The organism is Amycolatopsis sp. FDAARGOS 1241 (assembly GCF_016889705.1).
Lineage (GTDB): Bacteria > Actinomycetota > Actinomycetes > Mycobacteriales > Pseudonocardiaceae > Amycolatopsis.
In genome coordinates this window covers 1,424,949-1,446,288 of record NZ_CP069526.1, presented here as the reverse complement: position 1 = coordinate 1,446,288, position 21,340 = coordinate 1,424,949, and the positions used below count along the sequence as shown (strand labels likewise).

Below are 21,340 nucleotides of genomic sequence, written 5' to 3'. Positions count from 1 at the left end.
CCCACCAGACCGCCCGGGTCGATCGAAGCCCAGGCCGCGCCAAAACCCGAGGCAGCACCACCAGCCGGTGCGACGTGCGCGAGCGGCCATGCCATCCGCACCCGCCAGCTTCAGCAAGTAATATACGCAGCCTAAACTGTACAGCTTTAGGTGCGTAGTTTACCGTCAAGCAAGTGAACGAGACCCCGAACTTGGCGCCTTCGGCCGTGCAGGCGGCGCAGGAGGTCCGGACCACCATCAGCCGCCTGCGCAGGCGCATTCTGAGCGCCGCCGAGGCGGAGGACATCACGCTGAGCCAGGCGTCGGTCCTCACGCGGCTCGCGGACTCGCCGGGCGCAACGGCCAGTGAGCTCGCCGCGGCGGAGGGGGTCCGGCACCAGTCGATGACGTCGACCATCGCGTCGCTCGCCGATCTCGGGCTGGTCACGCGCGCCCCGGATCCGAACGACGGCCGCCGGGTGCGGCTCACCGTCACGCCCGAGGGGCGCCGGCGCGTGGACGAGGGGCGCCAGCTCCGTGGCGAATGGCTGACTGCCCGCCTGCAGGACCGCTGCACCGAAGACGAACGGCAGCTCGTGCTCGAGGCGATGGCCGTCCTCCAGAAGCTGACCGTTGACTGACCCCGCCTCCGACACGCCACACCGGGAGGCCACCACGCCGGCACGAACGGAAACCACGAAGCCCGTTTTCGACCGGCGGCTGCTGCCGGCCATGATGCTCGGGGCGATCCTGAACCCGGTCAACTCCACGATCGTCTCCGTCGCGCTCATCTCGATCGGCCAGGCGCTCGGCGCGCCGCCGGCGGAAACCGCGTGGCTGGTGTCGTCGCTGTACCTGGCGACGGCGCTCGGGCAGCCCGTGGTGGGGCGGCTGATCGACTTGTTCGGCCCGCGGCGGCTGTTCCTGGCCGCCACCAGCCTCGTCGGCGTGGCCGGCGTGATCGGGACGACGGCGCCGAACCTGGCGGTGCTGGTCGTCGCACGGGTGGTGCTCGGGTTCGGCACGTGTGCGGGTTACCCGGCGGCGATGGCGTTGCTGCGCAGCGAAGCGCGCCGCACCGGGCGCGACAGCCCGGCGGGCGTGCTGACGGCGCTCGCGGTGACCAGCCAGACCATCGCGGTGATCGGCCCGCTGCTCGGCGGCGTGCTGATCGGTGTCGGCGGGTGGCGCGCCACGTTCGCGATCAACGTGCCCCTCGCCCTCGCCGCCGTGCTGCTGGGCTTGTGGCTGCCCAAGCAGGTATCGAGTGCCACACCCGCGAGCCGGCTCGCGCAGCAGCTCGACGTGCCCGGCATGGCGCTGTTCGCCGCGATGCTGCTTGCCCTGCTGCTGTTTCTGATGAACCTTCACCTGTCGACGTGGTACCTGCTCGCGATCGCCATCGCGGCCGGCGCCGCGTTCGCAGTGCGGGAACTCAAGGCCACCACACCGTTCATCGACCTGCGGGTGCTCGGCGGCAACCGGCCGCTGGTCGCCACGTACGCCCGCGCCGTCGTCGCGTACACGGTCTCGTACGCGTTCCTGTACGGCTTCACCCAGTGGACCGAGGAGGGCTACGGCCTGTCGCCGTTCGTCGCCGGCCTCGTGCAGATCCCGATGTTCGCGGTGTCGATCGGCGTGTCGATCCTCACCGGACGGCGCGACGGCGTGCGAGGCAAGCTGCTCCTGGGCGCTGTCGGGCAGGTCGTGGCGTGCGGGCTCATGCTCACGCTCACCGGGAAGAGTCCGCTGTGGACACTCGTCCTGCTCGCCGTGATCTTCGGCGTCCCGCAGGGCACGAACAGCCTGGCCCTCCAGAACTCCCTTTACCACCAAGCGAACCCCGAGCACATCGGGTCGTCGGCCGGGTTGCTGCGCACGTTCGGCTACCTCGGCTCGATGATCGCCTCGGCGACCACCGCCGCGTCGTTCGGCCAGCGCGCCGACACCGGCGGGATGCACGTGCTGGCGTGGCTCATGCTCGGCACCGGCGTCCTGTTCCTCGTTCTCACCGTCTTCGACCGCACCCTCGGCCGGCTTCGCACCCGCGAAACCGAATGACGAAAGGCGCCACCTTGTCCCGCACCGCTTTGCTCTTGATGGACCTCCAGGTCAGCACGCTGTCCCGCGTCGCCGACGGCTACCTGGCCCGCGCCGTCGAGACGCTCGGGATCGCGCACGCCGCCGCCGTGCCGGTCATCCACATCGCCGTGCAGCTGCGGCGAGGCCACGTCGACGCCCACCCGCGCAACAAGATCTTCGGCGCCCTGCCCGCCGGCGTCTTCACCGCGGACGGCCCCGCCGGCGCCATCCACCCCGACGTCGCCCCCGCCGACGGCGAGATCGTCGTCTACAAGAACCGCGTGAGTGCCTTCGCCGGCAACAACCTCCAGCAGATCCTGGCCGCGCAGGACATCACGCACCTCGTCCTCGCCGGCATCGCCACGAGCGGCGTGGTCCTGTCCACCACGCTGCAGGCGGCCGACCTCGACTACGACGTCACCGTCCTCTCCGACGCCTGCATCGATCCCGACCCCGCCCTGCACGAAACGCTGGTCATGGACGTCTTCGCCCGCCGCGGCCGCACCACGACCAGCGCGGAGTGGGCCCGGGAACTGGCCTCCGCCTGAGCTGGGGGGAACGGGTGGGCGCGGCTATGCGCGCCGTCGTTGAGCGACACGAGCGGGGCGCCCGCGGCCGCGACGTGCGCCTCACCGAGCGCGCCACCGAAGATGCGGAACGCGTACACGAAAACCGCGCACAATCCCCGAGGTCGCCCGGCGGCCCGAGGGCTGGAGCGCCCGTGCCGGCGCTGTTCGTCTCCGGCCGCCGCGCGCCGTCCGGCCGGCGCGATGAGAGCGTGCACACCCGCACCGACCAGGGCGTGCTCGACGAGCTGCGCTGAATCAAGTCGACCATCCACAGTGGACTTCAGGCAGTGGACTTCAGGCGGTTTCGAGCTGCGCCAGGAAGGCCCGCGCGGCGGGCGACGCGCTCGCGCTCACGGCCAGCGCCACCTCCCGGATCGTGCGGGGCAGCAGCGGCCGCACCACCACGCCGTCGACCCGCGGCACGCCCACCGCCGGCAGGATGCTCACGCCCAGCCCGGCCCGCACCATCTCCAGCACGGCGGACATCTCGCGCGCCTCGAACGTCGCCTCCAGCCGCACCCCGGCCTCGCGCGCGGCGGCCGTGAACACCTGCGCGCAGCCACCGGTCGGACGCACGAACGGCTCGTTCGCGAGCTGCGCGTACGTCACCGTCTCGCAGGCCGCCAGGAGGTGCGCCACAGGCAGCACGGCGAGCATCTCGTGGCGGTCGAGCAGCACGGTCCGCAGCCCGGGCGCCGGCAGTGTGACCACGGCGACGTCGGCCACACCCTGGTCGAGCCAGTCACGCAGCTCCTCGTCGCTGCCCTCGAACGACCGCACCGCGACGAGCGGGTGGCGTTCGGTGAACAGGCGAAGCTGCGCCGGGAGCCGGGTGCCCATGGCGGTGGGCACGCTCGCGAGCCGCAGGGTGCCCGTGACCTGCCCGGCCACTTCGGCGACCTCGGCGCGCAGCAGGTCGACCTGCCGCACGGCTTCGCGCGCCCGCCGCACCGCGCGTTCGCCGGCTTCCGTGAGCGCGACGCCCGTGCGCAGCCGCAGCAGCAGCGGAGCCCCGAGCTCGTTCTCGAGCGAGGCGATCGAGCGGCTGACAGCCGGTTGCGCCATGCCCAGGCGCTCACCCGCGGCCGTGAACCCGCCGTGCTCGGCCACGGCCAGGAGCACCCTGAGCTGCTGCATCGTCGTCATCGGACCTCCGGTCATGATCGCCACGCCATGCCGTCATAACGTCGACGACATTTTCTGTGACTCCCCCAGAACATTACCGTCATGGGCAGATCGAGAGGAGTCAATTGACCATGCGAGTGCTGATCACCGGAGCGTCCAAGGGCATCGGCCGGACCCTCGCCGACCGGCTGGCCGCGGAGGGCCACCACCCGATCGGCCTGGCGCGCACCGCGCCGCCGGACTTCCCCGGCGACTTCCACGTCGCCGACCTCGCCGACGTCGACGCGACCGCCGCGGCGCTCGACGAGATCGTCGCGGCCGGTGCCGTCGACGGGCTGGTGAACAACGTCGGCACCGCCAAGCTGGCGCCGCTCGGCTCCGTCGACCTCGACGACGTCGCGCGCACCTACGACCTCAATTTCCGCACCGCGGTGCAGGTGACGCAGGCCGTGCTGCCCGGCATGCTCGCCGCCGGGCGGGGCCGGATCGTCAACGTCACGAGCCTTGTCACGCTCGGCACCCCGCACCGCACGTCGTACGGCGGGTCCAAAGCCGCACTCGAAGCCGCCACCGGTATCTGGGCGGGTGAACTCGCCGCCCGGGGCATCACCGTCAACGCCGTCGCCCCCGGCCCGACGGAAACCGAGCTCTTCCGCAAGGGCACCCCGGCCGGCTCCGAGCGCGAGGCGTGGTTCCTCGACCAGCTGCCCGTCGGCCGCCTCGGCCGGCCGGCGGAGATCGCGCACGCCATCTGCTTCCTGCTGTCGGAAGACGCGGGATTCATCACCGGCCAGGTCCTGCGCGTCGACGGTGGCGCGAGCATCGCCGCCGCCTGAGCCCTGAAAATCGCCACCGCGATCCGCCCGATTCGGGCAGAATCGCCGCCATGTCACCGACGTTCGTGCTCGTGCCCGGGTCCAATGCCACCAGCCGCTGCTTCTCCGTCCTGCAACGGGAACTGGCGTTGCTCGGCCACCGCTCGCTCGCGGTGGACCTGCCCGGACACGGCGAAGCGGGCTTTTCGACGGCGTACCAGGCGCAGGACCTCGACACCTTCGCGATCGAGCCGTCGCCGCTGGCCACCGTGACGTACTCCGACGCGGTGGCCGCGGTGACGGACGTCGTGCGGCGGGCGCGCGAGCACGACCCGGTGGTCCTCGTCGGGCACAGCCGCGGTGGCATGGCGGTGACGAGCGTCGCGAACGCGGTGCCGGAGCTGCTGGAGCGGACCGTGTACGCGTCGGCGTGGTGCTGCGTCACCGGCGGCCCCGCCGACTATCTCCAGAACCCCGCGTACTTCCCGGTCGCGCTGGCGGAAGCGGCGGCCGTCCGGGTCGGCGACCCGCAGCAGCTCGGCGTCCTGCGGATGAACTGGCGCAGCAGCGATCCGCAGCACTTCGCCGCGCTGAAGCGCGCCATGCTCGCCGACGGCACCGACGCCGAGCTGCTGTCCTTCCTCGCCGGCCTGGACCCGGACGAGACCCTGGACGGCGGCGACGACCGCCCCGACGCCGCCACCTGGGGCCGCGTACCGCACACGTACGTGCGCTTCACGCAGGACGAAAGCATGCCGCTTGCGCTGCAGGACGCGTTCATCAAGGAGGCCGACGCCCTCACGCCCGGCAACCCCTTCGACGTCCAGTCGATGGCCGCGTCGCACGTCGGCCCGCTTGTGCACGCCGCCGAGTTCGCCGCGGTGCTGGCGGGCACCGTCACACCCCGGTAGACGAGCCCGGCCGCACGATCATGATCACGGTGACGACGACCCACAGCAGGTTGAAGATCCCCGTCGTCATGGCCAGCCGCCCGGCGACGCGGGTGTCGGCCTTCGTGACCGCGACCCCGCCACCATCGGCCGCCGGTTCCGCCAGCGCCGCACGTTGTCCCGGCAGCATGAAGGCCACCAGCACGACGGCGGCCACCGCGGTCAGCCCGATCGACACCAGCACCCAGGTCTGGCCCGTCACCTTCATCGTCCCGGCGACCGCGAACCCGAACACAGGCACGGCGATCGACACCCACGCGTAAACCCGGCAGATCCGGTGCAACAACACCAACGTGCCGCGATCACCCCGCTTCAGCGCAGCGGGGAACATGCTCGCGGCCACCGCCACGGGCCCGACGGCCAGAATCGCCGCCAGCACGTGGATCGACAGAAACACTTTGCTCACGACGTCGACGCTAGCCCTCGCGTTTCGCCGCCCGGAACCGGCTGGATCGCCGTGTTCCACCGGATTTTCGCCACTTGCACGGCTGGGGCGTGTCTGACAGAGCTCGCGGCTGGTTGCTGGGATGCTGCCGGTCGTGGCGCTGCTTCAGATGCGCTCGGATGCCCAGTGGGTGTTGCCGGCATCGATGCGGGCCGGCGTGGCGGAGGTGCCGGCGGTGTCCAGCACAACGAGCCGCCTGACCACGCGATCGACCGTTGCCGCGGCGGCTGGAGCACCACCGTGCACCACCTCGTCGACGGAAACGGCCGAACGCTGGTAGCGCGCGGCATCGTCGCTGTGATCCCCGCGCCTGGATGAAAGCATTGTCAGACGCGCGGCTAGTCCCGCGGAACCTCGACAGCGGTGAACACGAGCTTCCGGTTAAGCCGGAACCCCAGGGCTTCGTAGAGGCGGATCGCGTTGACGTTCGACGCGGCGGCGTGCAGGAACGGCAGTTCACCCCGGTCCCGGATCCCGGCCCCGACGGCCCGCACGAGCCGCGCGGCGAGGCCCTGGCCGCGGAAGGCCGGGTCGGTGCACACGGCGCTGATCTCCGTCCAGTCGGGCGGGTGGAAGCGTTCGCCGGCCATGGCGATGAGCGCGCCGGAGCGGCGGATGCCGAGGTAGGTGCCCAGCGCGATGGTGCGACGCAGGAACGGGCCCGGCCGCGTCCGCTCGACGAGGTCCAGCATCTCGGGCACGTCGGCTTCCGTGAGGCGGACCGCCTCGGGCTCGGGCGCGACGCTGAGGTTCGTGCCCTCGAGCTGCACGCCCGGGATGCCGCCGTGCACGGTCCAGCCCGGAGGTGGCGTGAGCGCTTCGCCGGCGATGACCACCGTGGCGCCCGGGCCGGCGAGGTCGGCGATGTCGCGCCACACGTGCTCGTCCGGCTCGTCGGGCAGCGCCAGGAACGGCGCGACGTCCACCGGGTAGCGCAGGACTTGGCCCTTCTGCTCGGCGAAGTGCGCGTGCGGCCCCGACAGCGACGACAGCACCGGGTTGTCCAGCGGGCTCATCCAGCCTGCCCTTTCCTAGAAGCGAACGACACCCCAGAATGCGTCGCCGCCACGGCGCGCCGCCAGCGGTCCCACATCCTGATCAGCGCAGCGCCTCGTACGGCTCCTTCTGAGCCGGGTAGTAGTCGTCGAACGACGGGCGCGGCGTGCCGTCGCGCGCGGCCACCAGCAGGTCGAGGTAGTACTCCCAGCCGGGCCCGATCTCGCCGATGCCGCCGGTGTCCGTGAGGTGGTGCACGAGACTCAGCTCGGTGCCACCCTCCACTTCGGACAGCAGGAGCTCCGGCGGCCAGCCGCCGGCGTCCAGCAATCCCGGTCAGGGCCAGGCGCCGGGGCGCGTCACACGCTTCGACGCGCATCTCGGTCCACGGCTCGGCCTCTTCGAAGGCCATCTGCACGCGGACCGTCCGCCCGGGCGCGGCCTCGCCCTCCCACGTGCCGAACCACAACGCCGTGCGATGGGGGTCCGTGACGTCGGCCCACACGTCGCCGATCGGCGCCGCGAACACGCGGCGCAGCACCAGGTCGACGCCCGTTCCGGTCCGTACCAGCTCACCCGTCACGCGCGTCAGCGCAGCCGGATATTCAGGTCAGGAACCGGCCGGTGGGCCGGTTAGCGTCCGGGTGCACCCGGCGAAAGGACTGTGATGAGCACCGTCGACACCAACCAGCCCCTCGGCACGCCGACCTGGCTCGACCAGGCCGTGCCCACCTCGCCCGTGCGCAGGCCTTCTACGGCGCCGTCTTCAGCTGGACCTTCGACGGCGGCGACTGCCTCTTGCGTGGCCTGCCCGTCGCGGGCCTGTGCCGCGGCGCGGGATGCGGCTGGACCGTCCACCTCGCCACCGCGCCGCGACGGCCGCCGGCGTCACCGCAGCCGGCGGCGCGCTGCTGAGGAACCCCACGACGTCTACGGCCGCGGTCGCGCCGCCCTGGTGACCGACCCGACCGGCGCGCGCTTCGGCCTCTGGCAGGGCCGCACGTTTCCGGGCGCGCGGCTCGTCAATGAGCCCGGCACGCTCGTGCGCAACGACCTCGTCACCACAAAGGGGCCACGGGGGCGCGAGTTCTACCGCAGCGTTTTCGGCTTCACCCTCGACGCCAACCCCGACCTCCCCGGTGCCGACTTCACCTTCCTCCGCCGCCCCGACGACCACGAGATCGGCGGCATCTTCGGTGCCGGTTCGCCGCCGGCGTCCGCCTGGGCCACCACCTTCGAAGTCGCCGACACGCACGCATCGGTCGAGAAACTCACCACCGCGGGCGGCACGGTCACCACGATCGACGACACCCCATACGGCCGCATGGCCACCGTGACGGAGCCGTTCGGCACGGGGTTCACGATGATCGCGCGCCCGTGAACTCGATTGCCGAACGCGCCGCCGGTCGCTAGACAGGCGAGGTGGACATCCCCGAAGTGCCCGGCGCCCGCCTCCTCGACGCGACCGCCGCCGACGCTGCCGAACTGCTCGTGCTCCAGCGCTGCTGCTGGGTCCAGGAGGCGATCCTCAACAGCACACTCGAGATCCCGGCGCTGCACGAGACCCTCGACGAGGTCCGCGAGTGGATCGGCACGTGGCGCGTATGGGTTGTGCGCCAGGGCCCGCGGCTCGTCGGCGCCGTCCGCGCGCGCCTCGAAGGCACGGCCTGGGAAGTCGGCCGGCTGATGGTCGCCCCGGACCTCACCGGGCGCGGCCTGGGGCGGTTCCTGCTGGCCCACGCCGAGACCCACGCCCCGGCCACCGCCCGCACCACCGAACTCTTCACCGGCGCGGCGAGCAAGCGCAACATCGCGATGTACGAACGGGCCGGCTACCGCCTGACGGACCAAGCCGGCCCGCTCGACGCACACATCCGGCACGCGGTGTACCTGGTCAAACCACGCGGCTGACCCGTCGCAGGCGCGCCGCGCTGATCCGCACCCGCTCGGCAGCTCGAGCGCCGCCGACAGCTCGCCCCGAACGCGCCGCGGGTGGACCCATGGCCGATTGCGCGACGTTTCACCAGCCGTGGCAACGTTACCGGCCAGATCACCCGCGGGCAGCTGCCCGGTCACCCGGCCGTGCCGACCGCGCGGCTGAGCTCCCGCGCAAGTGCCTCGCCGGCCGAATCCCCCCGGGCGCTTTCTCGACCGTGAGCCGCCGCGTGCGCCTGGCACCAGCGGCGGGCACTCAGCCCAAGTGCAAGTGCGCAGCCAACCGGATCCGCAACCCCCGCACGTCCGCCGGTGCCACACCGAACGTCTCCGCCGGGCGGTGGCCCGCCGCGTTGTTCCAGGGACCGGCGACGTAGGTGAAGCCGTTGCGGGTCACCGGGACCGACCAGATCTGCTCGCCGCCCGGCCGGCCCCGGAGCCGCGGGCATGCCGGAACTGTGACGTTTTCATCACCTCGCCGAGGGTGGTGACGAAGGTGGCACGTCGGCGTCCGGCAGGCCGATGCCACGCTCCGCCCAGACGCGGGGCGGTTCCTCCTCGCCTGGCCGGAGGGGTGCGAGCGAAGATCGCGTCGACGTATCCAACGTGGACAGTCCCGCCCGGTGCCGTGATGCTCAGCATGGTCGACTCGCTTCCTGAGTGCTGCGCCGAGTGAACCACGGGCCTGCCGCAGCCGACCGAACGATCACCGCCCGGCCGGCCGGCACCGCACGTCGACGCCGGCCTCGAGCCGCGCCGGCCGGACGAGCCGGCTTCCCCGGCCGTGAGCCGATATCGACGAAAATTGAGCTGTTCATGCGTTGTCGGCTCTGCCTTGCCTGCGGAAACTGCGCGCACGGAGGATATGCACTTCGACCTTCTGGTCATCGGGTTCGGCACGGGCGGCAAGACGCTGGCGGCCTTACTGGGGTGGCGCGGCAAGCGGGTCGCCATGATCGAGCAGTCCGCAGAGATGTATGGCGGCAGCTGCATCAACATCCGTTGCGTCCCGACGAAGGCGCTCGTCCACCACGCGGAAACCCCGGCGCGGAAACCCCGGCGCGGGCACGCCGGCCGAACGGCACCGCAAGGCCGTCGACGCCACCCGCGCGCTCACGACCAAGCTGCGCGGCGCCAACTTCGCCAACCTCGACACGCTCGACTCCGTCACTGTCGTCACCGGCCGCGCGGAGTTCCTCGACCCGAAGACGGTGCGCGTCACCGCGGGCGACGACGTGCTCGACCTCGCCGCCGACACGATCGTGATCAACACCGGCGCCCACCCCGACGATCCCGCCGATCCCTGGCCTCGCGGACAGCGCTCACCTGCTCACGAGCACCGAACTCATCGACCTCGACCACCTGCCCCAGCGCTTGGCGATCCTCGGCGGCGGTTACGTCGGCGTGGAGTTCGCGTCGATGTATGCCCAGTTCGGCAGTGCGGTGACGGTGCCCGACGCGGCCCCGCGCATCATGCCGCTCGAGGACGACGACATCGCCGGGGCCGCAACGGACATCCTGTGCGCGGCGGGCGTCGAGTTCGTGTTCGGCGCGCACGTCACGCAGGTGCGTGACATCGACAGCGGCGTCGAGATCACCTACTAAGCCGGCGGCGTGACGCACACGCTCGCCGCCGACGAGGTGCTCGCCGCGACCGGGCGCCAGCCCGCCACCGAGGGCCTGGGTCTCGACCGCGCGGGCGTGCCCACCACCGCGTCGGGCGCCGTCGAGGTCGACGAGTTCCCGCGCACGAGCCAGCAGCACATCTTCGCCATCGGCGACGTCGACGGCGGACCGCAGTTCACCTACATCTCGTTGGACGACAACCGCATCGTCGCGGACCAGCTCCTCGGCAACGACGTTCGGTCCACAAAGGACCACGCGTTCGTACCGTACACGGTGTTCATGACGCCTACCTTCTCGCGCGTCGGGCTCACCGAGCGCGACGCGGTCGAGCGCGGACTGCCGGTCAAGGTCGTCGAGAAGCCGGTTGCGGACATCGCGGGGATGCCGCGGGCGAAGATCGTGGGCGAGACGCGCGGGCTGATGAAGTTCGTCGTCGACCGCGGAACCGACCGCGTGCTGGGCGCGGCACTCCTGAGCGTCGACTCACAGGAACTGATCAACACGCTCACGCTGGCCATGCGCCACGACGTGACCTCGAGCGAGCTGCGCGACGCCGTCTACACGCACCCGTCCTCCACGGAAGCCTTCAACGAGGTCCTCGCCACGCCACCCGTCCGCACGGCGTGATTTTCCATCCGGAGGCACCCCCCGATTATGAAGTAGCGCGCGTCCCGAACCTGCCGGCGTCGCCCCCAAACGCTCTTCACCCCAGCACCGCCAGTCGCCTGTGGACGGTCTCCGACCACCTCCTCTCCGGTTGACCCCACCCATCCCTACGGCCTCCGACCCTGCCCGGCATCGGAGGCCGTTTCACGGGCCAACACCGCCCTGATCTGCGCAAACACCAAAAACTTGACTTCAAATTGAGTAAGTGATTTAGTCAATTCACTCGCAGAACGGAGTCACCGATGACCGAAGCGCACCCCAAGCCCGGGCTGTCCGAGCAGCTCGTCGAAGGGCTGCTGCAGCTGATCGCCGAGGAGCGCCTGGCGCCCGGCGACACCCTGCCGACCGTGCGGGTGCTGGCGGAGCGGTTCTCCGTGACGACCCCGACCATCCGGGAAGCCTTGCGGCGCCTGCAAACCACCGACGCGGTGCGCATGCGCCACGGCTCCGGCATCTACGTGGGCGACGGCATCCACCGCACGCTGATGCCCAACCCCAACTCCGCGCCGATGAAGGACGAGCTGATCCTGCAGCTCGTGGCCGCGAGGCTGACGATCGAGCCCGGCATCGCCGCCCTCTCCGCGACCAATCGCACCGAAGAAAGCCTGCAGCGCCTGGAACTCGCGCTCGACACGGCCAAGCGCGACCGCGCGGATCCGGGGCCCCACCTGAACTTCCACCGCGAGCTCGCGGGCGGATCGGGCAACCAGGTGCTGTTCGAGATCGTCGATTCGCTGCTGACCGCCCGTGGCCGCGAGCAGAAAGCCCTGCGCGCCCTCATCGAAGACCGCAAGCGCGACTACGAGGAGCACCTCGCGATCTACGAGGCCGTGCGCGCCGGCGACGCGGCGCAAGCGGAGGAGCGCACGCGCCGCCACCTCGAACAGCTCCGCACCGACGTGGCCCGCCAGCTGGGGCGGGCCGGATGACCGGGAAAGACAAGATGACGATCGCACCACGTTCGCACCGCCTCGCCGACCTGACCTGGCCGGAGATCGACGATCTGCGCCCGTACGCCCCCGTGGCGATCGTGCCGCTCGGCGCCACCGAGCAGCACGGCCACGGCCTGGCGCAGCGCACCGACACCACCCGCGCCGAAGTCGTCGCCGACCTCGTCGCGCAGCGGCTGTCGCCGAAGGTCGTGGTCACGCCGGTGATCCCGGTGGGCGTTTCCGAACACCACATGGCTTTCCCCGGCACGCTCACGCTGTCGCCGATCACCCTGCAGCAGGTGATTGTCGAGCTGGTCACGAGCCTGCACCGGCACGGCTGGCGCAAGGTCTACGTGATCACCGGCCACGGCGGCAACAACGCGACGGTGGAGATCGCCGTGACCCGGCTGCGCACGGACCTGCCCGACCTGCACCTCGCGTGGAGCGGCATCACGCCCGTGGTCGCGGACCTCACGGCGGAGTTCGCCGAGAGCCGGATCCGGGGCCACTCCTGCGAAATCGAGACGTCGCAGGCGATGTTCGCCGACCCGGACCTCGTCCTGCCCGATCGCCTGACGCGCGGCAGCGCCACGTTCGACGACCTCGACCAGGCGGGCAAGCTCAGCCGTTCGCGGCCGGGCATCCACTTCCCGCAGACCTACGACAACCTCAGCAAGACCGGCACTCTCGGCGACGGCACTAAGGCGTCCGTCGCGATCGGTGCTCGACTGGTGGAAACCGCCGTCGAGCGCATCAGCGGCTTCCTGCAGGAGTTCATCGACCTGCCGGAACGCCAGTCCGCCCCTGTCCGCACCACCGTTCCCCAGGAGACCCCATGACCGCCCCGACCCGACGTCGTTTCGGAGTGGCCACCCTCGCGATCGCGGTCGGTCTCACGCTGGCCGCCTGCGGTGGCGGCGACAACCAGGCCGCCAACCCGCTGCACACCGCGGCCGCCGGCAAGCTGCAGCTCGCATTCCGCTCCGACGACAAGCCGACCTCGTTCATCGACGGCGGCAAGCCCGCCGGTTTCCTCATCGAGCTCACGCAGGCGATGGCGAAGAAGATGAACCTCACGCCCGAGTACACGGCCACCGACTTCGCGAGCATGCTGCCCAACGTCCGCAACCACAAGTACGATTCGGCCGCGTTCGGCACGCTCGTCACGCCGCCGCGCCAGGAGGTCACCGACTTCACCACCGCGGTGAACTACGGGCAGGCGCAGCTGATCTCGCGCAAGTCCGCGCCACTGGCTACTGTGGACGCCTCGGCGGGCAAGACGATCGCGATCACGCGTGGCAGCGAGTTGATCCCGCTGGTCAAGAAACGTGTGCCGACCGTGACGGTCAAGGAGTTCCCGAACATCGCCGCCAGCTCCAACGCGTTGACGGCCGGCCAGGTCGACGGCCTGTTCACCGGCGTCGCGACCACTTTGGACCTCCTGGAGAAGCACCCGGACTACCAGGCTTCGCCGCCGATCACCAGCGGCATGACGGCGTTCCCCGTCGCGAAGGACCGTCCGGAGCTGAAGAAGGCGCTGGACGACGCGCTCAAGGCCGTGATCGCCGATGGCACCTACACGAAGCTGTTCGACAAGTGGAACCCGAAGCACGTCGCGATCCCGAAGGACATGCTGAACGCCTACCCCGGCATGCAGCAGCGACCCGGCGTCACCACCGACGGGTCCTGAAAGGACAGGTGCCATGGAAGGCCTGAAACACATCTGGGACACGTTCTTCGACCTCGACCTCATCGGCAGCACGCTTCCCACGCTGCTCAAGGAAGGGCTGCTGAACACCCTGTTCCTCACGGTGCTCGCCAGCGCGATCGGTCTCGTGGTCGGCATCTTCCTCGCCAGCGGCCTGATGTCGAAGTTCCGGGTGCTGCGCCTGCCGTGTCGCTGGTACGTCGACATCCTGCGAGGTCTGCCGCACATCCTGAGCATCTACCTCATCGGACAGGGCCTGCCGCTCGCCGGGCTCACGGTGTTCGGTGACTGGACGTACGGCTACGCGGCGCTGGCGATCGGGCTCATGGAAGGCGCTTACATGGCGGAGATCTTCCGCTCGGGCTTCCAGAGCGTCGACAAGGGCATCGTCGAAGCTTCGCGCAGCCTGGGCCTGTCGCACACGAAGACGATGCGGCTGATCGTGATCCCGATCGGCTTCCGGCGGGTGCTGCCGGCGCTCACCGGCCAGTTCATCCTCGTCATCAAGAGCACCGCGCTGGTCTACCTGCTGGGCCTGGCGGCGGGGCAGCGCGAGATGTTCGCGATCGCCCAGGACACGTCGACCAACAACGCGTCGCTCTCGCCGCTGGTCGCCGCGGGCCTGTTCTACCTCGCGATCACCGTGCCGCTCACCTATGTGGTCAACAAATGGGACAAGCGGATGCGCGAGGGCCGGCCCGCCGCGAGCACCGCGCCCAAGGCCGTGCGCACCGAGGAGGCACTCGCATGACGCAGGCGAGCACCGCGGCAGCCGACGCCGCGGGCACCACCGAAACCCCCGGAACCACGGTCCGCTACGAGCACGTCGACAAGAGCTACGGCCACACCCCGGTGCTCCACGACATCGTGCTCGAAGCGCCGGGCGGGACGACCACGTGCGTGATCGGCCCGTCGGGTTCCGGCAAATCGACGCTGCTGCGCTGCACCAACCTGCTGGAGATCCCCACCGCCGGGCGCATCTTCATCGGCGACGAGGCCATCACCGACAAGAGCGCGGACGTCGACCGCATCCGCACCCGCGTCGGCATGGTGTTCCAGAACTTCCACCTGTTCCCGCACCACACCGTGCTGGACAACGTGACGCTCGCCCCGCAGCAGGTGCTCGGGGTGTCCCGTGACGAAGCCGTGGAGACCGCGCGGGCGAACCTCGCCGCGGTCGGGCTGGCGGCGTACGAGAACCGCCGGCCCTCGCAGCTCTCGGGCGGTCAGCAGCAGCGCGTGGCCATCGCGCGGTCGCTGGCGATGAACCCCGAGGTGATGTTGTTCGACGAAGCGACGTCCGCACTCGACCCCGAGCTCGTGAAGGGCGTGCTCGCCGTGATGCGCGATCTCGCTTCCCGCGGCATGACCATGATCGTGGTGACGCACGAGATGCGCTTCGCCCGTGAGGTCGCCGAGCAGGTCGTGTTCCTCGACCAAGGGCGGCTCGTGGAAGCCGCCCACCCCACCGAGTTCTTCGAGAACCCCCGCAGTGACCGGCTCCGGTCCTTCCTCGACGAGGTGCTCTGAATGAGATTCGCCAAGCTCGCCGCTGTCGCCGCGCTTGCGCTCACGGCCGCGGTGGTGGTGCCGCAGACCGCGGCCGCCCAACCGTCCGCGCGCAACCACCCCATGCCCTCGACGGGCTGTCTGGCGCAGTCGAACTCGCTGCCGCTCGGGCAGACGGTCACCCAGACCATCACCTCCGGCGGGCTGTCCCGCGATTACCTGATCCACCTGCCTGCGTCGTACTCGCCGGGCCACCCGAAGCCCGTGGTGCTCGCGTTCCACGGCCGCAAGGGCGACGGCAGCGACATCGAAGAGTTCTCCGGCATCGACGGCCTCGACACGATCGCCGTGTACCCGGTCGGCGCCAAGGGCCAGGACGACCAGGGCGCCTGGCAGAGCGCCCCGTACGCCGCCGCCGGCGTCGACGACGTGCGCTTCGTGAGCGACCTGCTCGACCACCTGCAGGCCACGCTGTGCGTGGACCCGCTGCGCATCTTCGCCACGGGCAAGTCCAACGGTGCCGGCTTCGTCTCGCTCCTGGCCTGCCAGCTGCCGATGCGCATCGCGGCCTTCGCCACCATCGCGGGCGCCTTCTACCCCGGCACGACGGTCGGCTGCTCGTCGAGCGTGCCCGCCCCCATCGTCGACTTCCACGGCACCGCCGACCCGACCATCGAGTACACCGGCGGCACCAGCCACAGCGAACCGATCCCCAACCTCATGGACTGGGCCCAGAACTGGGCGAACCACAACCGCTGCGACGCGACCCCGGTCAGCACGGACATCGGCTCCGACGTCATCGGGTTCTCGTGGCAGAACTGCGCCGTCAACGCGTCGGTGACCCACTACCGCATCCTCGGCGCCGGCCACACCTGGCCCGGCGAGCTCGTGGACAGCGGCCCCGGCTCGGCGACGCAGACGATCAAGGCGCAGGACGTGATCTGGGCGTTCTTCACCTCGCACACGCTGGGGTCCGGGTTGCGGCACCGCTGACCGCCCTTGCAAGGTGCCCTGCCGGACGCTCGTCCGGCAGGGCACGGCCACGTCCAAGACCACTCCGCCGAAATAACCGTGATGAGTTGAACATTCACGTCACAGCGCCCGCCGGCTACCCACGTCAGGGGAGGGTGGCGGGCGCGCCGGCCGAGGAGCATGGGGACATGCGCGACCACCGCAACACCGAGCTCGGAGAATTCCTGCGCGCGCCGCGCGGCGCTGACCCCGGCGGAGGCGGGCGTGCCGACGTACAGCACGTCGCGCCGCGTTCCCGGGCTGCCGCGCGAGGAGGTCGCCCAGCTCGCCGGCATGAGCGTGAACTACTACACGCGCATCGAGCAGGGCGAGAGCCACCAGCTGTCCGACTCGGTGCTCGAAGCGATCGCCAACGCGCTGCGGCTGGACGAGAGCGAACGCATGCACCTGCTGCGCCTCGCGTGGCCCGCCCAGCGCGCCAAGCGCGAGACGGAGCCGGGACCGGAGCAGGTGCGGGAGTCGCTGCTGGCCATCGTGGAGAGCAGCGTCGACCACGCCGCGGTGATCCTCGGGCGGCGCACCGATCTGCTGGGCGGCAACCGGCTCGGGTTCGCGCTGTTCGGAGTCGACCCGGACGCGCGCCCCAACCTCACGAAGCGCATGTTCCTCGACCCGGCCATGCGTGACCTCGTGGTCGACTGGGAGCACCAGGCCACGAACTCCGCCGCGTACCTGCGGATGACGGTGGGCGAGCAGGTCGACGACCCGCTGATGGCCGAGCTCGTCGGCGAGCTGTCCATCGAGAGCCCCGAGTTCGCTTGGATCTGGGCCGCCCACCCGGTCGCCGAGTGCTCCCACTCGGTCCGCGAATTCGACCACCCGCTCGTCGGCCGGCTCACCCTCAACGAGGAGAATCTGCGCATGCCCGACGTGCCCGGCCAGCACATCCTGTTCTTCGGTGCCGCGCCCGGCTCCCCGTCGGCCGAGCGGCTCCGGCTGCTGGACTCGCTCGTGTCCTGATCACAGCTCGTCGAACACCAGCACGGTGTGCGTCGAGAGCACGTCCGGCATCGCCTGCAGCCGTTCGAAGACCAGGTCGCGCAAGCTGTCGGCGTCCCGCGTGCGTACGAACAGGATGAGGTCGTTGTCCCCCGAGACGAGCCCGCCGTGCTCGATCTCGGGGATGTTCTTGAGGTCGGCCCTCACCGTGCGCCAGGTGTTCTGCGTGACTTTGAGGTACACGTACGCCGCGAGCCCCTGCCCCAGCCGGCGCGGATCGGTGACCGCGGCGTACCCCGTGATCACGCCTTCGCGGTGCAGCCGCTCCACCCGGGTGTAACAGCCCGCTCGCGAAATGTGCACACGTTCGGCCAGCGCGCGCATCGACGCGCGCCCGTCGGCCTTCAGCTCGGCGATGAGCTTGAGGTCGACCTCGTCGAGCGCCGCCGCCATTCGTCCACCCGGCTCGGACATCGCCGCACCTCTCGAAGCCAATCATCCGGCCCATGCGAGCCACGCGAACCATTGTTCCACACTTCCCCTCATTGTCTGGATACCTGATCGACTGAGAGCGAAGATCGGCGTTAGACGTCTTCCCGGCGTCTCCCCACCCACGTCGATCGGAGCAGCCGGTGACCACCACGGAACGCACCGCAGCGTCGTTCTTCCTCCCGAGCGACGAGCCGCTGGGCCTCATCGCCGCCGACGGCTCGCCCGTCCCGGACGCCGACCTCGCCATGCCGGCCGACGACGTCCTCCTGCGCCTCTACCGCGCGATGGTGTCGGGCCGTCGCTTCGACACCCAGGCCACCGCGCTCACCAAGCAGGGCCGCCTCGCCGTCTACCCGTCGGCGCGCGGCCAGGAGGCCGGCGAGATCGGCTCGATCCTCGCGCTGCGCCCGCAGGACTGGCTCTTCCCGACCTACCGGGACTCGATGGCCGTGGTGGCGCGCGGCGTCGACCCGGTCGAGGTCCTCACATTGCTGCGCGGCGACTGGCACTGCGGCTACGACCCCCACACCACCCACGTCGCACCCCAGTGCACGCCGCTGGCCACGAACACGCTGCACGCCGTCGGCTTCGGGCATGCCGCGAAGGTCAAGGGCGAGGACACCGTCGCGCTCGTGCTGCTCGGCGACGGCGCGACCAGCGAGGGCGACACGCACGAGGCGCTGAACTTCGCCGCGGTGTGGCAGGCGCCCGTCGTGTTCCTGGTGCAGAACAACGGGTACGCGATCAGCGTGCCACTCGCGAAGCAGACCGCGGCGCCTTCGCTGGCGCACAAGGGTGTCGGCTACGGCATGCCGTCGGTGCTCGTCGACGGCAACGACGCCGCAGCCGTGCACGCCGTGGTGGAGCGGGCCGTCGCCCGCGCCGCCGCCGGTGGCGGGCCGACGCTCGTCGAGGCGATCACCTACCGCGTCGAGTCCCACACCAACGCCGACGACGCCACGCGCTACCGCGACCGCGCGGAGGTCGAAACCTGGCTCGCCCGCGACCCGATCGCGCGGCTCGAGCACTACCTCACCGGCCGCGGCCTGCTCGACGACGCCGCGCGCCAGGAGATCGCCGCACGCGCCGAGGCCGAAGCCGCCGCGCTGCGCGAACGCATGAACACCGACACCGAGCTCGACCCCGCGGACCTGTTCCGCCACGTCTACGCCGAGCCGACCGCCGCGTTGCGGCACCAGGCCGGCGAGCTCACCGCCGAGATCGCTTCCGGAGACGACGAATGACCGCGACCCTCGAGTCCACTTCGGACACTGTGACCATGGCGGGCGCGCTCAACCGCGCCCTCGCCGACGCGCTGGCCGAGGACGAGCGCGTGCTCGTGTTTGGCGAGGACGTCGGCACGCTCGGTGGTGTTTTCCGCGTCACCGACGGGCTGGCCGCCCGCTTCGGCGAGGACCGCGTGTTCGACACGCCGCTGGCCGAATCGGGCATCGTGGGCACGGCCATCGGCATGGCGATGAACGGCCTGCGCCCCGTGGTCGAGATGCAGTTCGACGCGTTCGCCTACCCGGCGTTCGAGCAGATCACGAGCCACCTCGCCAAGCTGCGCAACCGCACGCGCGGCGCGGTCGAGGTGCCCCTCGTGATCCGCATCCCCTACGGCGGCGGCATCGGCGGCGTCGAGCACCACTGCGACTCGTCCGAGGTCTACTACACCCACACGCCTGGCCTGCGTGTCGTCACGCCGGCGACGCCCGCCGACGCGTACGCGCTGCTGCGCCAGTCGATCGACAGCCCGGACCCAGTGCTCTTCCTCGAGCCGAAACGGCGGTACTGGGAGAAGGAAACCGGCGCGCTCGACCACCGCGCGACGGCTCTCGACCGCGCCGTCGTTCGCCGGACAGGCACCGACGTCACGCTGATCTCCTACGGCGGCGCGCTCGGCACCACACTGGAAGCGGCCGCGGCCGCGGAGGAAGAGGGCTACAGCGCCGAGGTCATCGATCTGCGCAGCCTCGCCCCGTTCGACCTCGACACGGTCGCGGCGTCGGTGCGGCGCACGGGCCGCGCGGTCGTGGTGCACGAGGCGAGCCGGTTCTGCGGCTACGGCGCCGAGGTCGCGGCGCAGCTGTCGGAGACCTGCTTCCACTACCTCGAAGCACCGGTGCTGCGCGTCGGCGGTTTCGACATCCCTTACCCCGCGCCGAACCTGGAGCAGTACCACCTGCCGAACGTCGACCGCGTACTGGACGCGATCGAACGCCTGCAGTGGGACGACGCGGCGCCGCTCGCGGACGGAGCGCACTGATGGCCATCTTCAAGCTGCCCGACCTGGGCGAGGGCCTGACGGAAGCCGAGATCGTCGCGTGGCACGTTGCGGTGGGTGACACCGTGACCGTGGATCAGACGGTGGTGGAGGTCGAGACGGCCAAGGCGAGCGTCGAGGTGCCGGTGCCGTACGCGGGCCGCGTGGTGACGCTGCACGGCGCGGCCGGTGACACGCTGACTGTCGGCAGCCCGCTGATCACGGTCGAGGAAGCGCCGGCGTTCGTGGAGCCCGGGGTGGTGACGCCGACACCTTCTTCGGGAGGCAGCGGCAACGTGCTCATCGGCTACGGCACCGGGACCGCGCAGGCACGGCGGACCCGTCGCGCATGTGGTGCCCGTCGGCCGGCCACGGCGCCTTCACCGCGGCCGGCCGACGAGCGGGTGCGCGTGGTATCACCGCTCGTGCGGCAGCTGGCGAAGCAGTCCGGAGTGGACATCCGAGTGCTCACGGGCTCGGGTACCGATGGGCTGATCAGCCGGGCTGACGTCGAACGGGCCATCGCCAGTGCTTCTCCTGCTTCTCCTGCTTCTCCTGACCAGCGCCGGATCCCGTTGCGCGGCGTGCGCAAGACCGTCGCCGACAAGCTGACGCGCTCGCGCCGCGAGATACCCGAGGCGACCGTGTGGGTCGACGTCGACGCGACGGCTCTGCTCGAAGCCCGCGCGGCTCTCAACTCCGACGCGACCGCGCCGAAGATCAGCCTGCTCGCGCTGCTGTCGAAGTTCGCCCTCGAAGGCCTGCGCCGCTTCCCCGAACTCAACGCCCACCTCGACGGCGACGAGATCGTGATCCCCACGGCGGTCAACCTCGGCTTCGCCGCGCAGACCGACCGTGGCCTCGTGGTCCCGGTCGTCCCGGGTGCGCACGGGCTGTCGGTGGAACAGCTTTCCGGCGCTCTCGCGGAACGCACCGAGCGCGCTCGCTCCGGCGCGCTGACGCCGGGCGAGCTCACCGGCGGAACGTTCACGATCAACAACTACGGCGTGTTCGGCGTCGACGGCTCGGCCGCGATCATCAACCACCCGGAGGTCGCGATCCTGGGCGTCGGGCGGATCATCGACCGGCCCTGGATCGTCGACGGCCAGGTGATACCGCGCAAGATCACCGAGCTCACGCTGGCGTTCGACCACCGCGTCTGCGACGGCGGCACGGCGGGGGGTTTCCTGCGCTTCGTTGCCGACTGCGTCGAGTCGCCGCTGCGGCTCCTGCGCGGCCTGTAACGGCCTCTCCCGGGCCGTTCCCGTCGGAGC

General features: G+C 70.7%; 25 protein-coding genes and 2 pseudogenes. 19 read left to right on the top strand and 8 right to left on the bottom strand.

All coding sequences use genetic code 11. The features are described from left to right. The first annotated feature begins 173 nt into the window (after positions 1 to 173). From I6J71_RS07120 to I6J71_RS07110, 3 genes are read left to right on the top strand one after another with little or no spacing between them, the layout of a single operon-like run. Positions 174 to 620, top strand: coding sequence for a MarR family winged helix-turn-helix transcriptional regulator (locus tag I6J71_RS07120; RefSeq protein WP_204093986.1), 447 nt, complete (start codon positions 174 to 176; stop codon positions 618 to 620). Continuing rightward, positions 613 to 2,040, top strand: a complete 1,428-nt coding sequence (locus I6J71_RS07115; RefSeq protein ID WP_239154492.1) for an MFS transporter — start codon at positions 613 to 615, stop codon at positions 2,038 to 2,040. Before I6J71_RS07120 ends, I6J71_RS07115 begins: the two co-directional genes overlap by 8 nt. A 14-nt stretch (positions 2,041 to 2,054) precedes the next feature. Continuing rightward, positions 2,055 to 2,609 (top strand): cysteine hydrolase family protein, encoded by a 555-nt coding sequence (locus tag I6J71_RS07110; protein ID WP_204093985.1) that lies wholly within the window; start codon positions 2,055 to 2,057, stop codon positions 2,607 to 2,609. Between the two features lie 315 nt (positions 2,610 to 2,924). Here the strand turns inward: I6J71_RS07110 and I6J71_RS07105 are convergent, their stop codons facing one another. After that, positions 2,925 to 3,776, bottom strand: coding sequence for a LysR family transcriptional regulator (locus I6J71_RS07105; RefSeq protein ID WP_204093984.1), 852 nt, complete (start codon positions 3,774 to 3,776; stop codon positions 2,925 to 2,927). Positions 3,777 to 3,886: 110 nt separating this feature from the next. On the opposite strand from I6J71_RS07105, the gene I6J71_RS07100 reads away from it, so the two are divergent. Continuing rightward, positions 3,887 to 4,591 carry an SDR family oxidoreductase gene (locus I6J71_RS07100; protein WP_204093983.1) on the top strand — a complete coding sequence of 235 codons (705 nt, stop codon included), beginning with the start codon at positions 3,887 to 3,889 and terminating at the stop codon, positions 4,589 to 4,591. Positions 4,592 to 4,641: 50 nt separating this feature from the next. Continuing rightward, on the top strand, positions 4,642 to 5,481 hold the full coding sequence (locus I6J71_RS07095) for an alpha/beta fold hydrolase (RefSeq protein WP_204093982.1): 840 nt from the start codon (positions 4,642 to 4,644) through the stop codon (positions 5,479 to 5,481). Here I6J71_RS07095 and I6J71_RS07090 read toward each other — a convergent pair. The 5 genes and pseudogenes from I6J71_RS07090 to I6J71_RS50380 form a co-directional block, all read right to left on the bottom strand. Continuing rightward, positions 5,468 to 5,926 carry a hypothetical protein gene (locus I6J71_RS07090; protein ID WP_204093981.1) on the bottom strand — a complete coding sequence of 153 codons (459 nt, stop codon included), beginning with the start codon at positions 5,924 to 5,926 and terminating at the stop codon, positions 5,468 to 5,470. The two genes, I6J71_RS07095 and I6J71_RS07090, sit on opposite strands and share 14 nt — an antisense overlap. Before the next feature lie 144 nt (positions 5,927 to 6,070). Further along, the gene (locus I6J71_RS07085; protein WP_204093980.1) at positions 6,071 to 6,289 is read right to left on the bottom strand and encodes a hypothetical protein; all 219 of its coding nucleotides are present in this window, start codon (positions 6,287 to 6,289) and stop codon (positions 6,071 to 6,073) included. 14 nt (positions 6,290 to 6,303) lie between these two features. Continuing rightward, positions 6,304 to 6,981 (bottom strand): GNAT family N-acetyltransferase, encoded by a 678-nt coding sequence (locus I6J71_RS07080; RefSeq protein WP_204093979.1) that lies wholly within the window; start codon positions 6,979 to 6,981, stop codon positions 6,304 to 6,306. Between the two features lie 82 nt (positions 6,982 to 7,063). Further along, positions 7,064 to 7,291, bottom strand: coding sequence for a hypothetical protein (locus I6J71_RS47765; protein WP_239154491.1), 228 nt, complete (start codon positions 7,289 to 7,291; stop codon positions 7,064 to 7,066). Between the two features lie 64 nt (positions 7,292 to 7,355). Continuing rightward, positions 7,356 to 7,466: pseudogene (locus I6J71_RS50380) on the bottom strand (ATPase); the annotation flags it as partial. A 450-nt stretch (positions 7,467 to 7,916) separates the two neighbouring features. Here I6J71_RS50380 and I6J71_RS50375 point away from each other — a divergent pair. Then, the gene (locus I6J71_RS50375) at positions 7,917 to 8,342 is read left to right on the top strand and encodes a VOC family protein (protein ID WP_370542090.1); all 426 of its coding nucleotides are present in this window, start codon (positions 7,917 to 7,919) and stop codon (positions 8,340 to 8,342) included. Positions 8,343 to 8,383: 41 nt separating this feature from the next. Next, positions 8,384 to 8,872: a GNAT family N-acetyltransferase gene (locus I6J71_RS07065; RefSeq protein WP_239154490.1), complete on the top strand. Its 489-nt coding sequence runs from the start codon at positions 8,384 to 8,386 to the stop codon at positions 8,870 to 8,872. A 280-nt stretch (positions 8,873 to 9,152) separates the two neighbouring features. On the opposite strand, the gene I6J71_RS07060 is transcribed toward I6J71_RS07065, so the two are convergent. Next, positions 9,153 to 9,293 (bottom strand): hypothetical protein, encoded by a 141-nt coding sequence (locus tag I6J71_RS07060; RefSeq protein ID WP_204093978.1) that lies wholly within the window; start codon positions 9,291 to 9,293, stop codon positions 9,153 to 9,155. A gap of 893 nt (positions 9,294 to 10,186) precedes the next feature. On the opposite strand from I6J71_RS07060, the pseudogene I6J71_RS07055 reads away from it, so the two are divergent. The 9 genes and pseudogenes from I6J71_RS07055 to I6J71_RS07015 all read left to right on the top strand — a co-directional run. Beyond that, positions 10,187 to 10,645, top strand: a pseudogene (locus I6J71_RS07055) (FAD-dependent oxidoreductase); the annotation flags it as partial. Positions 10,646 to 10,801: 156 nt separating this feature from the next. Then, positions 10,802 to 11,149, top strand: coding sequence for a hypothetical protein (locus tag I6J71_RS47760; RefSeq protein WP_239155281.1), 348 nt, complete (start codon positions 10,802 to 10,804; stop codon positions 11,147 to 11,149). Between the two features lie 281 nt (positions 11,150 to 11,430). After that, on the top strand, positions 11,431 to 12,117 hold the full coding sequence (locus I6J71_RS07045) for a FadR/GntR family transcriptional regulator (protein WP_204093976.1): 687 nt from the start codon (positions 11,431 to 11,433) through the stop codon (positions 12,115 to 12,117). Further along, on the top strand, positions 12,114 to 12,959 hold the full coding sequence (locus I6J71_RS07040; protein WP_204093975.1) for a creatininase family protein: 846 nt from the start codon (positions 12,114 to 12,116) through the stop codon (positions 12,957 to 12,959). Before I6J71_RS07045 ends, I6J71_RS07040 begins: the two co-directional genes overlap by 4 nt. Further along, positions 12,956 to 13,810 carry an ABC transporter substrate-binding protein gene (locus I6J71_RS07035; protein WP_204093974.1) on the top strand — a complete coding sequence of 285 codons (855 nt, stop codon included), beginning with the start codon at positions 12,956 to 12,958 and terminating at the stop codon, positions 13,808 to 13,810. The genes I6J71_RS07040 and I6J71_RS07035 overlap by 4 nt, the downstream gene beginning before the upstream one ends. A gap of 13 nt (positions 13,811 to 13,823) precedes the next feature. Further along, complete coding sequence (locus I6J71_RS07030) at positions 13,824 to 14,579, top strand: amino acid ABC transporter permease (RefSeq protein ID WP_204093973.1); 756 nt, start codon at positions 13,824 to 13,826, stop codon at positions 14,577 to 14,579. Continuing rightward, positions 14,576 to 15,358: an amino acid ABC transporter ATP-binding protein gene (locus tag I6J71_RS07025; RefSeq protein WP_204093972.1), complete on the top strand. Its 783-nt coding sequence runs from the start codon at positions 14,576 to 14,578 to the stop codon at positions 15,356 to 15,358. Before I6J71_RS07030 ends, I6J71_RS07025 begins: the two co-directional genes overlap by 4 nt. Continuing rightward, positions 15,359 to 16,330 carry a PHB depolymerase family esterase gene (locus I6J71_RS07020; protein ID WP_204093971.1) on the top strand — a complete coding sequence of 324 codons (972 nt, stop codon included), beginning with the start codon at positions 15,359 to 15,361 and terminating at the stop codon, positions 16,328 to 16,330. A 243-nt stretch (positions 16,331 to 16,573) separates the two neighbouring features. Continuing rightward, complete coding sequence (locus I6J71_RS07015; RefSeq protein ID WP_204093970.1) at positions 16,574 to 17,329, top strand: helix-turn-helix transcriptional regulator; 756 nt, start codon at positions 16,574 to 16,576, stop codon at positions 17,327 to 17,329. On the opposite strand, the gene I6J71_RS07010 is transcribed toward I6J71_RS07015, so the two are convergent. Further along, entirely contained in the window at positions 17,330 to 17,782 is a 453-nt protein-coding gene (locus tag I6J71_RS07010; RefSeq protein WP_239154489.1) for an Lrp/AsnC family transcriptional regulator, read from the bottom strand. It lies immediately after the preceding gene. Positions 17,783 to 17,940: 158 nt separating this feature from the next. Between I6J71_RS07010 and pdhA the strand changes: the two genes are divergently transcribed. Genes pdhA through I6J71_RS06995 form a run of 3 tightly spaced genes read left to right on the top strand, consistent with a single transcriptional unit; the run spans position 17,941 to position 21,310 of the window. Continuing rightward, positions 17,941 to 19,044 (top strand): pyruvate dehydrogenase (acetyl-transferring) E1 component subunit alpha, encoded by a 1,104-nt coding sequence (gene pdhA / locus I6J71_RS07005; RefSeq protein WP_204093969.1) that lies wholly within the window; start codon positions 17,941 to 17,943, stop codon positions 19,042 to 19,044. Further along, the gene (locus I6J71_RS07000; RefSeq protein WP_239154488.1) at positions 19,041 to 20,069 is read left to right on the top strand and encodes an alpha-ketoacid dehydrogenase subunit beta; all 1,029 of its coding nucleotides are present in this window, start codon (positions 19,041 to 19,043) and stop codon (positions 20,067 to 20,069) included. Before pdhA ends, I6J71_RS07000 begins: the two co-directional genes overlap by 4 nt. Further along, positions 20,069 to 21,310 (top strand): dihydrolipoamide acetyltransferase family protein, encoded by a 1,242-nt coding sequence (locus tag I6J71_RS06995; RefSeq protein ID WP_204093968.1) that lies wholly within the window; start codon positions 20,069 to 20,071, stop codon positions 21,308 to 21,310. Before I6J71_RS07000 ends, I6J71_RS06995 begins: the two co-directional genes overlap by 1 nt. Positions 21,311 to 21,340: the final 30 nt, after the last annotated feature.